Raw genomic sequence first — 14,646 nt, forward strand, 5'->3', positions numbered from 1 at the left:
CATGCCGCTCATTGCGGCTTGTCTAGGAGGATTCTATCCTCTCCAGCGCCTTCAATCCAGGCGTTTGCGCGTCAGGCCAAAGGCTTTTTCAAATACCGGTAGTAGCCGTCGTACTCCCGTACCGCGGCCAGCGGGTTGTGTCCAAGCACCCTGTCCTTCACGGCCAGCACCGTGCACGGAGCCTTGGCGTACCTGAAAAAAAGCGAATCGTGCCCCACGCACAGCCCGAGCAGCACATTGAAGTCCGTTCCCATGGCGTTCAATGCCTCGGCCTGAAACACCGGGTTGCACATGCTCTCGTGCGCTGCAGCCGGGTCCACCTGCTCGGAAGGGCCAAGCCCCATTGCCGATTTGGGAACCGCTCCCGCCTTGCAGGCCACGGACACAGTGGCGAAACCGTTGGTTTCAAATATTTCCTGCACAATGGCGGCGTCTTTTCGCAGTCCGATACAGAAGGCCAGGCCGAGTTTCTGGTAGCCCAGGCGCCTGGCGAATTCCACGATCTCCACGATGCGGGGCTTGAGCGTTCGAACCGCAGCATAACCCAGTTCCCGGCCGCCGTAGCATTCGCACTCCTGGATGGATGCCTGACGCGCGAATTCTTTGTTTTCCACAGAAAGGGTCGCGGCAACGGCTTCGGTGGAGAGTTCCCTTAAGCGCGTGGATGGGCAGTTGTTCGGAGCCTTGCCCTTGGCGTTGCGGCAGAAGCGTTCGGACCAGTCGTACGGGCATGCGGCACAGGTGGGATACTCGGGCGTGGGCATGGACACTCCAAAACCGGCTGGCTTTACGCAAAGCCAATGATACGAAACGTAGCGCCCAATGAATACTCAAAAAAGGGCCCGGGAGGAAAGCATACTGATATGCCTTTCCCCGGGCCCATCCCTCTTCAAGCTTTTTCTAGCAGGTGCAGGCAGGCGCTTCGCCCTCCCCTCTCTTGAACGGGGATATCTCGCGCAGGCGGGCGATGATCTTGGGCAGCTCCGCCAGCACAAGATCCACCTCAGCTTCGGTGTTGAAACGCGACAGGCTGAACCGGATGGAACCGTGGGCAAAGGTGAAGGGAACTCCCATGGCCCGCAGCACGTGCGAGGGTTCGAGCGACCCGGAGGTGCAGGCCGAACCGGAGCTGGCGCAGACCCCGAAGGCGTCCAGCATGAGCAGGATGGACTCGCCCTCAACGTACTGGAAGGACACGTTGGTGGTGTTGGGCAGGCGCGAATCCTTGGTGCCGTTGATGCGCACATCGGGCACCGCGGCTACGAGGCCCTTCTCCAGTTTGTCGCGCAGCCCCTTCACTACTGAGTTCTCGTGGCCGATGTTGCCCATGGCGATCTCACAGGCCTTGCCCAGGCCGATGATTCCCGTGGTGTTCTCGGTGCCGGCGCGGCGGCCGTGTTCCTGGTGGCCGCCCATCATGAAGGGCCTGAACTGCACTCCCTTGCGCACGAACAGCGCCCCGACCCCCTTGGGGGCGTGCACCTTGTGGCCGGATACGGCCAGAAAATCCACGGGCAGCGTTTTCAAGTCGAACGGCACCTTGCCCAGCACCTGCACGGCGTCGGTATGCATGAGCACGCCGCGTTCCTTGGCGATCTCGGCGATCTCCTGGATGGGATACACCACGCCGGTCTCGTTGTTGGCGTACATCACGGAGATGAGCGCCGTGTCGTGGCGGATGGAATCCTTGAGCTCGTCCAGGTCCAGGCGGCCCTGCTCGTCAACGCCAAGGTACGTGGCCTCGTACCCCCACTTTTTCTCCAGATGCTTCACCACGTTGAGCACCGCCGGGTGCTCCACCCTGGTGGTGATGATGTGGCGCTTCTCAGGCTGGGAGCCCAGGGCCGAACGGATGGCTGTGTTGTCGCCTTCTGTGCCGCAGGCGTTGAAGATCACCTCGCCCGGGGTGCAGCCGAAGGCCTGGGCCACGCGCTCGCGGGCTTCGGACAGTTTGCGTCCCACCTGGCCGCCGAAGGTGTGCATGCTGGACGGGTTGCCATACTGCTCCGAAAAGTAGGGCAGCATTTCTTCCAGCACGGCCGGGTCCACCTTGGTGGTGGCGTTGTTGTCCATGTAGATCACAGGCATGTCAGCGCACCTCCTCCACGGTCAGGTCCGGCTCCACCGCGTCGCGCAGGCGCTTCTCCACGAACTGCTTGAGCGTCAGCTGGCTGGACTTGCAGGAGGAACAGGCCCCGCGCAGCTGCACCAGGACCTTCTTGCCGTCCACGTCCACCAGCTCGATGTTGCCGCCGTCCTTTTGCAGGCTGGGGCTTATCTCTTCGTCGATGATCTTGGAGATGAGCTTCATGCGCTGCAGATTTGTGAGCCCCGCAGGCCTTTGCGCCACAGGCTCCAGAGGCTTTAGCTTCTGCCCCTTCATCTCGGCCAGGATGTCGGCCAGCTTGTCCAGGCACTTGCCGCAGCCGCCACCGGCCTTGGTGTAGTCGGTGATTTCCTCCACCGTGTTCAGCTTGTTCTCGGCAATTGCCCTCTTGATGGTCTCGTCGGTTACGCCGAAGCATTCGCAGACGACCTCGCCTTCCTGATGCGGGGCCACTGCCTGGCCGCGCAGGTTGGCCACGGCAGCTTCCAGGGCCTCCTTGCCCATCACGGAACAGTGCATCTTCTCCTTGGGCAATCCGCCCAGGAATTCGGCGATGTCCTGGTTGGAGACGTCCAGGGCCTCATCCACGGTCTTGCCCTTGATCATCTCGGTGAGAGCCGAGGAGGAGGCGATGGCGCTGGCACAGCCGAAGGTCTGGAACTTGGCGTCCACGATGCGGTCTTGCTCGTCCACCTTGAGGTAAAGCTTCAGCGCGTCGCCGCAGGCCAGGGAGCCCACTTCGCCCACGCAGGAAGCGTCTGGTATTTCACCCACGTTCTTTGGGTTTATGAAGTGCTCGCGCACTTTATCAGTGTATTCCCACATGATATTCTCCTGTTCTGTAGCTGTCGTAGGCAACGAAAGGTAACTATAACACCTGATTGCACCCTATGGAAGGGCTAGCCGATCAATTTGGGAGGAAATAACCAGAAAAGGCTCGTCTACTCGTCCTGGAAATTGGCCTCGTAGGTTGCCTCCACCACTATGGCTATGCCGCCGCGAGGGCGGAAGTTCCCGGTCACCATCATCCGCCTGGGCTGCACCGCAGCCACCAGATCATCCAGGATGGTGTTGGTGAGGGTCTCCATGAAACAGGCCTCACCCCGGAAGCTGAAGAGATAGAGCTTGAGCGACTTGGACTCGATGCAGCTCTGGCCAGGCACATACGTGATTGTAATGGAGCCGAAATCCGGCTGGCCCGTTTTGGGGCACAAGCTGGTGAATTCCTCGGTTTCAAAGGTGATCTGGTAGTCGCGTCCCGGGAAACGGTTGGGGAAGGTTTCCAGCAGCCCGGAATCGGCGTGGTCGGGGTATTCGGTTTCCATGTGGCCCAGGTGGGTCAGCTTGGAAACGTCGTCTTTGACTTTCATGAAATGCTCCTTGCCCCGGCCTCTTTTGACGCCGGGCTACAACTGGATTAGGCTTTCGCCCGATTCGCGTCAAATGGTGGTCTTATGCCGCTTACGGTTACGGAAATCTTCCACTCCATCCAGGGGGAGTCTTCCCATGCGGGAAGGCCCTGCACCTTCGTCCGCCTGACCGGGTGCAACCTGCGCTGCTCCTGGTGCGACACTCCGTATTCCTGGGAGGGCGGCCAGGTCATGGACCTGGACGAAGTGCTCGGCTGCGTGGCCGGGCACGGCTGCACGCTGGTGGAAATCACCGGGGGCGAACCCCTGGCCCAGGAACAAACCCCGGAGCTCGTCCGCAGGCTGCTGGACGAGGGCTACGAGGTGCTGGTGGAGACCAATGGCACCTTTGCCGTGGATGTTCTGGATGAGCGCGCCGTGGCCATCGTGGACGTGAAGTGCCCCTCCAGCGGCATGCACGAGCGCATGGACTTGGGGAGTCTGGCGAAGCTTAGGCCGCAGGATGAATTGAAATTCGTGATCGCCGACAGGGGGGACTTCGACTATGCGGCCGACGTGGTGCGGACGCTGCCGGTGATGCCGCGCCACATCCTTTTTTCGCCCACCACGACTCTTCTGGCCCCGGCCGATCTGGCCTCCTGGATTGTTGAGTCGCGCCTGCCGGTGAGGCTTGGGCTGCAGTTGCACAAGATCATCTGGGACCCGGAGGCAAGAGGGGTCTGAGTGGGGCTGGCGCCGGGCCATCCTGCGAGGGCTCGGATCGATCTGAAGACGATTCTTCACCCTCTCGGACAACCCGGCCCCAGCCCTGTAAGTCACTCAGGTGTTTGCGGGAACTTTGAAGAGCCGCTTGTGCGGTGTTCACCGGGAATGACTACTATGAATGCCTATGAAGAGGTGAGTGCGTGAAAAACGCGATAATTTTGTTTTCCGGAGGGCTCGATTCCTCCACCTGCTTGGCCATCGCAAAGTCCCAGGGGTTCAAGGCCTACGCGCTGAGCTTCCGCTACGGCCAGCGCCACACCGTGGAGCTGGAGGCAGCCAAGCGGGTGGCCAAGCACCTGGGCGCGGCCGGGCACCTTATTCTGGATGTGCCGCTGGGGACCATCGGCGGTTCGGCCCTCACTGCGGACATCGACGTCCCCAAGGACCGGGACGTGAACGAGATGGAGGACGAGATTCCCGTTACCTACGTTCCAGCCCGGAACACGGTGTTTCTGTCCCTGGCCCTGGCCTGGGCCGAAGTGCTGCCAGCAGCGGACATCTTCATCGGCGTGAACGCGCTGGATTATTCCGGATACCCGGATTGCAGGCCCGAGTTCGTGGCCGCGTTCGAGAACATGGCGAATTTAGCTATCAAAGAGGCCGTCGAGGGACGGCTTACGATGAAGATCCATACCCCGCTCATGCAGTGGCATAAGGCCAGAATCATTGAGGAAGGGATGAAGCTGGGGGTTGATTACGGGCTTACGCACAGCTGCTACGACCCAAGCCCCGAGGGGCTGGCCTGCGGGAGATGCGATTCGTGTTTGCTCAGAAGGAAGGGGTTTGAAGAGGCCGGGGTGAAGGACCCGACGGGGTATGTAACTGCAGGATAAACCATGCTATTTGCTTTACGAGTCAGACGGAAACAGTTATGGGACATATGATTCGGGGCGCACATATATTCTGAAGGGCGATCATATGTCTTGGGATAAAGTTAATGCTCATATACCTTACGCCATTGCGGGGGCCATTGGTGGAATAGCAGCAATCCTTTTCCTTATACTCTTAGCGTGTATTATTCCTGTTATCGAAATATTAAAAACATATTCCATCACAAAATTTGACGCCATACTCTTTTCCGCTTCAGTATTTGGGATACTATCACTCGCTACGTTATATTATATCAAATCAAAAACTGGCGATAAAAAAACTTGTACATACTTACCCTGGCTAAAATTATCTCACTTTTTTTGTCTCTTCTTTTTCGGAATTGTACTGTTATCACTCTTACATACTACACTATTAGAACTAAACAACAACGTAACCAGCATAATCAACACACAAACACTTTCTATAGAAACAAACAACAACGTTCACGACTATGCAATAGAATTTGTTGACGATAAAAAGGTAAACATTTCAAACACGAAACTAACCCTTGCAACGATAGAGAATGTCAAGAATAAAGTTAATGAGAACTTTGACAGAATCAAGTTTCATGCGCTTAACACAGAAGATTTTTTATACAATAACCACAACGCCATAGAGAAACATATTAAAGAGGATATTAAAACCACAGAATGTGAACATGATGCTGCAGTAGCATTCATAGGCAAAGGCAGATTCTCTATTATGTGCAAAGAAGATAATATAACTATCGCCCTTAACACTACAGTCCAAGAGTCTATAGCAAAGTACATTTCATCATACAAGAACTACTCAGAACCCGAAAAGAAAGCCATCGCGGATAATATCAGGACATACATCGACAAGAGATTTTACTCTGGAGAACTATACGGACAGTTATATAAAGCATCCATAAACATTTCTTTCATCATCATACTTGCGACAATAGCTTTCTACACAACCAACCTCATCATCCTGGAACACAGAAACATTAACTCGCAAATAGCAGACAACAGTAACAACAATAATGGTTCGCACAACCTAACTAGCCTGCAGCTCAGTCTCGACAGGTCAATTCTCCGCTACAACACCCTCGGGTTCGTCCTATTTTTCGTCACTATCGTTGTTGTTTTAATAAGCGGAATACTCGCATTTTCGTTATTTTCGAACACCATCAATGACATCAAGAGTTTCACAAACGAGAAAAATTACAGCGCAAGTATCGTATTGCTCTACATAATGAGAACATCTTTGTTAACTGCATTCCTAACAACAACAATAATAGTTTTTTATAAATTTTCTCGCTCAGCAGTAGACCAATCGGCAAGATTCCTAAAGAGAAAGCATGCGACAAAGTTCTTACGGTACCTAATAGAGAAGATAGAATCTGAAAAAACACTTGGGCTTAACCAAGGGTACATGAAGAAATTCTATAACACTGAAACGATGTTTAAGTACCTTCCCGGCGATGCCCCTCCGGAAACATTTGAAAAAGCGGTTTCGGAATTCCTGGGAGGTGACAAGGGCATGAGACTTAATATAAACAACGCTCTTGACTCTATAAACTCAATAATAAACACCTTTCGCAGGATCCATCTTTTGCCAGAACTTGACAAAGCACACTATGTCACACCTGCAGATATCTATTTCAAATCCAGTACTTGTAAAAAGTTCAAACTCATTCCTTTTGGTACTTTCGTAGAGTTAGTCTACATTCGCAGCATAGCTGGCATTGACAAACACGACAACAAGCTAAACATCGATAGTTTTGAAAAGTTAATGAAGGCCTTTGAGTCATGGAACACGGACATAGGGTCTGCATTCGGCGAGGGCAGTGCTCAAAAGAAATCTCCAGATTCATCAAGTATAAACCTGAATATATTCAGAAAGAACTTGTAATCCAGCCTTTGTAATAGGTTTATTTTCCTTCTTTATGAGACACTCTATAAAAGCACAACAGACATTTCATTCACACAGAATGGAGCTAACGCACCTTGGAGCAGCTCTACAGTTACTAAACTTTAGCGTTAGGTCCAATTACTGCACTATAAACCCCAAAGCCTTCAAATTCTTCCCCCACTTGCTCCATTGCCCGGTGCGCATGGTGAGCAGTTTCTTGTGCTCGTCGTACCCGGCCAGCACGTCGGTCTCCAGGCTGCACCGCCGGTCGTAGTTGGTGTGGGAAAGCGTCAGCTCCCACTGGCCTCCCCCGGCATCCTTCACCTTCTCCACCACGAACACGTGGCCCGTGTCCATGCGGTGTTTGGAGTTGTCGCCGAGGATGAAGATTGCACCGGCTGTTGGCGTTGGGGTGGTCTTCTTGTTCTGGTCCGCGCACTTGTACCAGCCGATGGGGGAAAGCTCGTAATTGCCCCGGCAGCTCATGTTTCCGGTGCGGCAGCGGCCATAGGGCAAACTCTGGGGCTCGCAGCGGTGGAAGAGCCTACCCGGACTCAGCTTGTAGCATGTTCTTCCAGGCGCATTGACGTCGATAGGCTCGCTCGCTTCCTGCGTCTCCTGCGACTTCTTTTTCTTCTCGCTCTTTTTGGCGGCCAGGGCCGGGGCGTCAGCAAAAACGAGGAAAAGACCCAACACAGCCGCCAGCACCCAGATTGCCTGCACTGCCCGCACCCCTGAAACCAAACACCGCGTCATCTAACCACCTCCATCCAACCTTCCTCCACCACCACAGGGCCGGCAGGGAGTCCGCCGAAACTGAAATTTCGGATCAGGTCATAGGGTTTCGCCGGGCGCGGCGCGTCCAGAAGCCCGGCCTTCCAGGCCAGAAAGCCGACCACCACTTCAGGAGGCACTCCCATCTGGCGCAGCCGGCCGAGGTCCACGTCCCCCCTGCGTTTGGAAAGCCGCCTGCCGTCAGGGTCCACCAGCAGTGGCACGTGGGCGAAATTCGGTTCCGGCCAGCCGAAGGTACGGTAGAGAAATATCTGCCTGGCCGTGGATTCCAAGAGGTCCGCACCGCGAACCACCTCGGTGATGCGCTGGGCGGCGTCATCGGCCACCACGGCCAGCTGGTAGGCGTGGACCCCGTCGGAGCGGCGTAGCACGAAGTCGCCGCACTGCGCGGCCAGTTCCTGGGCGTATGGGCCAAGGGCCATATCCGTGAATTCAATTCTCACTGATGGCGCCTTGACCCGAAGCGACGGCAAACGCCCACTGGCCTGCCTGGCGGATCGGTCCGTGTCCGAGAGTGCCAGGCAGGTGCCTGCGTAAACCGGCTCGGACTCGCCCGCGTGCGGGGCCTGGGTGACGCCTTCGTGTGCTGTGTGGGGTTCATCTGAATGCGAGGAATGGGCTGCCCCGCGAAGCTCGGCCCTGGTGCAGTAGCAGGGGTACACCATCCCCCTGGCCTCGAGTGTTTCCAGGCACTTCTGGTAGTAGCCCCGGCGTTCGTCCTGGCTGTAGGGGCCGTGCGGGCCGCCCTTGTCCGGGCCTTCGTCCCAGTCAAGCCCCAGCCAGGCCATATCGTCCAGTATGGCCCGGGCGAAGTGTTCCTTGGACCGGTCCGGATCCAGGTCCTCCATGCGCAGCACCATGGTCCCGCCCTTGGACCTGGCCGATAGCCAGGCCAGGAGCGCTGTCCAGGCGTTGCCCAGGTGCATGCGCCCGGAGGGGCTCGGGGCGAAGCGGCCCCGGGTTTGACAGGGTGATTCCATGGCGTTTATGGGCTTTACAGCTGGAAATAAGTTACCCGAGGTTCCACCAATGACTACTCTGCTGATCCTACTCGCACTGGCCCTGATCTTGGCCCTCTGGGTCGTGGTTCTTTACAACAGTCTGGTCCGGAACACCAACATGGTGGCCGAAGGCTTGAGCGGCGTGGACGTGCAGCTCACCCGCCGGTCCGAGCTTATCCCCAACCTGGTCGACACGGTAAAGGGCTACATGGCCCACGAGCGCGAACTCTTCGAGAAGATCGCCGAGCTTCGGGCCCAGAGCCTCTCGGCCAAAACCCCGGCCGACCGCCTCAGGGCCGAAGGTCCCCTGGGCGAGGCCCTGGGCAGGCTCCTGGCAATGGCCGAGGCCTATCCGGAGCTCAAGGCCAGCGCCAACTTCCTTGAATTGCAGCGCTCCCTGGCCGACATCGAGTCCGAGCTGCAACTGGCCAGGAGGTACTACAACGGCGCAGTGCGCAACTTGAACATTGCGGTGGATTCGTTTCCGTCCAACCTGGTGGCCAACACCTTCGGCTTTTCCAAAGCGGAATTCTTCGAGGCCGAGGACGACGCCAAGCGTCAGGTACCCAAGGTCGACTTCCAGAAGCCCCAGGGCTGACCATGCGCATCCGAAGCCTTCTCCCAGCCTTTGTCGCCTTGGTTCTTGTGCTGGCATCCGGTCCACTCGGCCCCCGTGCTTCCTGGGCCGAACAGGAACGCATAACCTCCTTCGACGCTATAATAGTTGTCCAGCCCTCGGGCATGCTGGAGGTGACGGAAAGAATAACGGCCGTGGCCCAAGGAGATAAGATCAAGCGGGGCATCTTCCGCGACCTCATCCTGCCGGCTCAAAGCGGACTGGATTCGCTGTACGGCCCTGCCTACCGGGTCCGCGATGTCCTGCGCGACGGGGGGGCCGAATCCTGGCACACAGGGGACAAGGGGGAGATGTTCCGGGTGTACCTGGGCAAGAAGGATGTTCTGCTTCGGCCCGGCAGCTACGCCTATACCCTGGCCTACGACGCCCTGTTCCAGGTGCGCTTTTTCCAGGACTATGACGAAGTGTACTGGAACGTTACCGGAAACGCCTGGGCCTTTCCGGTGGAGCGGGCCAGGGCGGAGGTGGTGCTTCCTCCCGGCGCGTCGGTCCGTCAGTTCGCGGCCTACACGGGCCCCAAGGGTTACAAGGGTCAGGATTTCGTGGTGAAGCAGAAGGGGCCCGACCGGGTGATCGTCGAATCCACCCGGACGCTCCAGCCCGGCGAGGGGCTCACCGTGGCCGTGGCCTGGCCCAAGGGATTTGTATCCAAGCCAGAGGGAAAAGCGTTTGTCTTAGCCGCTCTTGCTTCCAATCCGGCCATGGCAGCGGCCGTGGCAGGATTCATCCTTCTCATGATCTACTTCATCACGGCCTGGGCTATTGCGGGACGTGATCCCGCCCGGGGAACAATCATCCCTCTCTATGCCCCGCCCGCGGACATCTCCCCTGCCGCGGCCCGCTACATCAGCCGCATGGGCTACGATTCCAGGGACCTGCCCTGCGCCATCGTCAGCCTGGCTGTGCAAGGAGCGCTGACCATCACCGAGAAAGAGAAAGGGGAATTCATCCTTACCCGCAAGGGCAAGGGAGCAAGCCTGGGCAAGATGGACGAAGACCTCACGGCCAAGGCGCTTTTCGAGAAGGGTTCGCCCCTGGAGATCGACCAGTCACAGAGGGACGTTCTGCAGGGTGCCAGGGATGAACTGAGAAAGGCCCTTCGAAACGCGTACACTGGATACCTGTTCAAACCCAACCTGAACTGGTTTTTCCCAGGCGTGCTCCTGGCCTTGGGCACCGTGGTTCTGGTGGTTCTCTCCGGGCCGCAACTCGAAGCCGCGCTTTTTTCGGCCGTGTGGCTCTCCATCTGGACTCTGGGGACCGCTCTGCTGCTTTCCCGGGTGGCCGCTTCATGGAACGAAGCCCTTACCGGGCAGGGCCGTTTCTTCAAGTGGTCCTCGGCCATCTTCATCACGGCCTTTGCTGTGCCATTCGTGCTGGGGGAGCTGGCCGGACTATTTTTCTTCGGCGCGAGCAGCTCTCCGCTCGGAGCTGCGCTGCTACTGGCTTCCGGCACGGTCTGCGCGGTTTTCTTCCATCTGCTCAAGGCCCCTACCAAGGAGGGCAGGCAGGTGATGGACCAGCTCGAGGGGTTCGAGCTCTATCTGGGTGTGGCCGAGAAGGATCGTCTGAACCTGCTCAACCCACCCGAAGAGACTCCCGAACTGTTTGAAAAGTATCTCCCCTACGCCATGGCCTTGGACGTTGAGCAACAGTGGGGCGAGCGCTTCGCGGAGGTGCTGGCTCGGGCCGCCCAGTCGCCGCAAGGGTATTCCCCCGTGTGGTACTCCGGTTCGAGTTGGGATTCCACGTCGCCGGGGAGCTTTGGCGACAGCCTGGGATCGGCATTCTCCTCGGCCGTTTCCTCGAGTTCGGGAAGCTCGGGCAGCGGTGGAGGCGGCGGGTCCGGCGGAGGTGGTGGCGGCGGTGGAGGCGGGGGTTGGTAGGATTTTCCCCTTGAAACGGTTCAGCCTTTGGCCGTCATCTCCCAGCTTTAGCTTTGGCTATGAGTTCCGGACGGTACTCAAAGTGCATGATGTCGAACTCGGCCCACTTGCCGCCCCAGATGAAGCCGTGGCGCTCGAACACTTCCGCCAATTCCGGGGGAAAGGCCAGGCGTTGCCCCAGAGGATCGTTGCCCTTGTACCACTGCCAGTAGGTGTTGAGCTTGGAGTTGACGTCGATGGCCGCGCCAAAGCTATGCATGGAGAGCCGCTCCGTTCCGGCGATGGACCTCCAGGCGAAGGTCCCGCTCAAGGGCAAAAGCCTGGCTTTATACTGTGGATGCGTGACCAACAGAGAATCCAGTTCCCGTCCGACGGCCTCCAGGGCCTGGGCCGCCCCGTTCTTGGAATTGAACTGCACCGTTGAGCCCAGAAACCGCACCGGCACCAGGTTGGCCTTCACTTCATCCGCGTTGTGGCCGTAGACGGCCTTGAACAGGGCGGTCACCCGCCTGCGGCCGGGATGAAACCCGGGCTCGGGCTCAGCTGTAACGCGGGAGAGAGGATACGGCTGGGTCAGCATGTCCTCGATGTCGGGGCTCTCCAGCGCCGCATCGGCGTCTTTTGCGCGGCCGTCGTCGTAGATGAGGTGGACGCCGTCCGAGAGAAGAAGGCCGTCTTTCTCAACGGCTTTGACCGCATCGGGGTAGCAGCGGCGTACGAGCTCGAGGTCGGAGGCTTTGTCCGCCAGGGCGAGGCTGGCGGCGAGTTGCAAGGACAGGGCACACAGGGACAGGATACGGAGGGTTCGCATGGCCCCCTGGTTGACACGATCAAAGCGCTTGGTCAATTCGCAGGTTCACCCCCCAAAATAAGGTCGGGCAGTTCGTTCACCTGGTTGGAAGCTGGCGGAAAAAAAGGCGCCAAGGCCTTGCCGCACAGTGTCACGGCTTGGATCAGTCCCTTGTCCGGCTCGCCCTGTCGCATGGCGTCTGTCACCACTGAGACCGCGTCCTGCCAGATTCGACTGCCCACAGCCTGGTCCGCGGCCTTGTCGGCCAGCACCCACACCCTGCGTTCGAAAAGGGAGACATAGATGAGCACCGCGGCTCGGTTGCTGGTCGCACTCAGAGCGTGACGGTGGAAAGCGTCCGCAGCCGCCTTTCGCACTTCGTGTTTTGCGTCAGCCTTCCGCAAGAAGTTTCGTTTGAGAACGGGAATGTGGCGGCAAGCTTGCAAGGCTACCATGAGAAATACTGCGAAAATAGCGGAGAACAACAAGAAGCTTTCCGACTCAAGAAAAAAGTGCACCGCAAAGGCCATCAAGTAACCCAGGATCAGTCCTCCAACCAGTTCTGCCTGAGGGTAATAGTGGCTTGCAGGGACAACCAAAGGCACTATCTGGGCTGAGGTGAGCTTTTCGGCATTCCTGACAGCGGCCTCTATGCGTCTGCACTGGTCATTGGTTAGAATACCCCCGGAACATGCTGTCGGGCTTTCCATACGATCTCTCCTCTTCCGTGCATTCTACCAGTCTCCCGAAGCTCCCCCGCCAATGAAGCTGCCTAGTCCTCCAACGACCACCCTGGCGACACCTTCGAGTATCACATCGCCTCCACCACTGGGCGGATCCAGCCGAAGCAGGTAGGGGACGAGTAACCCGAACACAACGCCACCCACCAGAGCCACGAGCACACCTGTGAGGCTAAAGGCCAAAACCATTGCCGCAGATGAGAACGTGATCCCTCCCACACTGCCCCGCACCCAGCCTTTTTGCTTGCAGCATAATGCCGTGAGCACAAGTGCCAGGATGACCGCCCAAGCGTGGGTGTCGAACTTCCACTTGGTGAGCCTGGTCCCGGTACCCGTGTATTCGCCCTTCACCACCTGGACGATAGCCTTCACTCCGGCCAGCACTCCGCCGTCGAAGTCCTGATTCTTGAACCTGGGGATCATTTCCTGGTCGATGATCCTCCCAGCCAGGGCGTCGGTGAGCACGCCCTCCAGCCCCCGGCCCACCTCGATGCGAACCTTGCGTTCGGCCTTGGCCAGCACAACGAGCACTCCGTTGTCCTTGCCTTGGCGGCCAAGCCCCCAGGTCTGGGCGACTTTGATGGAGAAATCCTCCAGGGGATGACCTTGCAGGTCCGGCACCGTGAGCACCACCACCTGGGTGGAGTCATTCGTTTCAAGGGCCTTGAGGGCCTCTTCCAGCTCCTGCCTTACCTGAGGCGAAATGAAGTCCGCGTAGTCGTTGACGTGGCTAATTAAGGCAGGGACCTTGACCTCACCTGCCAGGACAGCACCTGGCGCGACCAACTGGCACAGGGCGGCCAAAAGGATGAGAAAGGCGTACAAGGACGGGGTGAGGCTTTTCATGACGCCTGCCTGAATGGTGTGGCAATAATTTACAACACGGCTCTGCGTTTCAACACCACCAACACCGGTATTGCTGTGTCGTGCCGCGGGCTATGTGAGATCATTTCACGCGAATGCCCACTCATGCGCTTCCTGAGCCCCGCCCGGGACGGCAACACCACTACCGTTAGAACTTGACCTGCGGGGCCTTCTGGGAAGCCTCGTCGGCGCGGAAATATTCCTTGGGCGTCAGGTGCAGGAGGATGGAATTTGTCACGCTGTTGGGGAAGATTCGCAGAGAGGAGTTGTATATCTGCGCGGCCTCATTGTAGCGCTGCCGGGCCACGTTTATGCGGTTCTCAGTTCCTTCGAGCTGATGTTGCAGATCGCGAAAACTCTGATCAGCCTTGAGGCTAGGGTATTGTTCAACCACCACCATCAGCCGGGACAAAGCGGAGGACAGCTCTCCCTGGACCTTTTGCAGATTGGCCATGGCCTGAGCATCGGACAGAGTCTGGGCGTTCAACTGGATTGATGAAGCCTTGGCCCTGGCTTCGGTGACCGCCGTGAGTGTATCCTTCTCGTGCGCAGCATACTTCTTTACAACTTCCACCAAGTTAGGGATCAGGTCCGCCCGGCGCTGAAGGGAGGCCTGCACGTCGCCGAAGGCCCGATTCACGTTCTCCTCGTTCTGCTGCATGACGTTATAGCCACAGCCCGAAATCAAAAGGACTATGAAGGAACACAGACAAGCGAGAACACTGCGGGAGATGACCATGAGATTCCCCTTTCCTCTTTTAATCGGAGAGTAAATGTAGATGAGTCGGTATTGGCGAAAGCAAATAAAAACGTGGCTATTGCCTTCGCTCCGCAATTTCCATACTTTATAGAAAGAATCTAGACTGTTGAGGAGGCTCGCCATGGCCAAACCTTACCACGATATGGACCTGATTACATTCCAGCGCCGGTTCGGAACCGAAAAGGC

The 14,646-nt window shown here is 57.6% G+C and carries 15 protein-coding genes; 5 read left to right on the forward strand and 10 right to left on the reverse strand.

Going from position 1 to position 14,646, the window contains the following annotated elements:
* Window positions 1–71 precede the first annotated feature (71 nt).
* The 4 genes from HY795_05140 to queF form a co-directional block, all read right to left on the reverse strand.
* Window positions 72–764 (reverse strand): DUF1847 domain-containing protein, encoded by a 693-nt coding sequence (locus HY795_05140; GenBank protein ID MBI4804602.1) that lies wholly within the window; start codon window positions 762–764, stop codon window positions 72–74.
* A gap of 136 nt (window positions 765–900) precedes the next feature.
* Window positions 901–2,088, reverse strand: coding sequence for a cysteine desulfurase NifS (nifS, locus tag HY795_05145; GenBank protein MBI4804603.1), 1,188 nt, complete (start codon window positions 2,086–2,088; stop codon window positions 901–903).
* 1 nt (window position 2,089) lies between these two features.
* Entirely contained in the window at window positions 2,090–2,932 is an 843-nt protein-coding gene (gene nifU / locus HY795_05150) for a Fe-S cluster assembly protein NifU (GenBank protein MBI4804604.1), read from the reverse strand.
* Window positions 2,933–3,048: 116 nt separating this feature from the next.
* Window positions 3,049–3,477: an NADPH-dependent 7-cyano-7-deazaguanine reductase QueF gene (gene queF / locus HY795_05155; GenBank protein MBI4804605.1), complete on the reverse strand. Its 429-nt coding sequence runs from the start codon at window positions 3,475–3,477 to the stop codon at window positions 3,049–3,051.
* 84 nt (window positions 3,478–3,561) lie between these two features.
* Between queF and HY795_05160 the strand changes: the two genes are divergently transcribed.
* From HY795_05160 to HY795_05170, 3 genes are all read left to right on the forward strand, one after another.
* Window positions 3,562–4,200, forward strand: coding sequence for a radical SAM protein (locus HY795_05160; protein ID MBI4804606.1), 639 nt, complete (start codon window positions 3,562–3,564; stop codon window positions 4,198–4,200).
* 182 nt (window positions 4,201–4,382) lie between these two features.
* On the forward strand, window positions 4,383–5,075 hold the full coding sequence (gene queC, locus HY795_05165; protein MBI4804607.1) for a 7-cyano-7-deazaguanine synthase QueC: 693 nt from the start codon (window positions 4,383–4,385) through the stop codon (window positions 5,073–5,075).
* An 85-nt stretch (window positions 5,076–5,160) separates the two neighbouring features.
* On the forward strand, window positions 5,161–6,987 hold the full coding sequence (locus tag HY795_05170) for a hypothetical protein (protein ID MBI4804608.1): 1,827 nt from the start codon (window positions 5,161–5,163) through the stop codon (window positions 6,985–6,987).
* 138 nt (window positions 6,988–7,125) lie between these two features.
* On the opposite strand, the gene HY795_05175 is transcribed toward HY795_05170, so the two are convergent.
* The gene (locus HY795_05175) at window positions 7,126–7,743 is read right to left on the reverse strand and encodes a hypothetical protein (protein MBI4804609.1); all 618 of its coding nucleotides are present in this window, start codon (window positions 7,741–7,743) and stop codon (window positions 7,126–7,128) included.
* Complete coding sequence (gene gluQRS, locus HY795_05180; protein MBI4804610.1) at window positions 7,740–8,762, reverse strand: tRNA glutamyl-Q(34) synthetase GluQRS; 1,023 nt, start codon at window positions 8,760–8,762, stop codon at window positions 7,740–7,742. Before gluQRS ends, HY795_05175 begins: the two co-directional genes overlap by 4 nt.
* A gap of 58 nt (window positions 8,763–8,820) precedes the next feature.
* Between gluQRS and HY795_05185 the strand changes: the two genes are divergently transcribed.
* Together HY795_05185 and HY795_05190 are read left to right on the forward strand one after the other, a co-directional pair.
* The gene (locus HY795_05185) at window positions 8,821–9,381 is read left to right on the forward strand and encodes a LemA family protein (protein MBI4804611.1); all 561 of its coding nucleotides are present in this window, start codon (window positions 8,821–8,823) and stop codon (window positions 9,379–9,381) included.
* Window positions 9,382–9,383: 2 nt separating this feature from the next.
* Entirely contained in the window at window positions 9,384–11,306 is a 1,923-nt protein-coding gene (locus HY795_05190; protein MBI4804612.1) for a DUF2207 domain-containing protein, read from the forward strand.
* A gap of 34 nt (window positions 11,307–11,340) precedes the next feature.
* On the opposite strand, the gene HY795_05195 is transcribed toward HY795_05190, so the two are convergent.
* The 4 genes from HY795_05195 to HY795_05210 form a co-directional block, all read right to left on the reverse strand.
* Window positions 11,341–12,117: a M15 family metallopeptidase gene (locus HY795_05195; GenBank protein ID MBI4804613.1), complete on the reverse strand. Its 777-nt coding sequence runs from the start codon at window positions 12,115–12,117 to the stop codon at window positions 11,341–11,343.
* 32 nt (window positions 12,118–12,149) lie between these two features.
* A complete protein-coding gene (locus tag HY795_05200) occupies window positions 12,150–12,806 on the reverse strand; it encodes a TPM domain-containing protein (protein MBI4804614.1) in 657 nt (218 codons plus the stop codon).
* A gap of 24 nt (window positions 12,807–12,830) precedes the next feature.
* Window positions 12,831–13,682, reverse strand: coding sequence for a TPM domain-containing protein (locus HY795_05205; protein ID MBI4804615.1), 852 nt, complete (start codon window positions 13,680–13,682; stop codon window positions 12,831–12,833).
* A 166-nt stretch (window positions 13,683–13,848) separates the two neighbouring features.
* Window positions 13,849–14,439, reverse strand: a complete 591-nt coding sequence (locus HY795_05210) for a LemA family protein (GenBank protein ID MBI4804616.1) — start codon at window positions 14,437–14,439, stop codon at window positions 13,849–13,851.
* Window positions 14,440–14,646: the final 207 nt, after the last annotated feature.

This window comes from Desulfovibrio sp. (assembly GCA_016208105.1).
GTDB lineage: Bacteria > Desulfobacterota > Desulfovibrionia > Desulfovibrionales > Desulfovibrionaceae > Fundidesulfovibrio.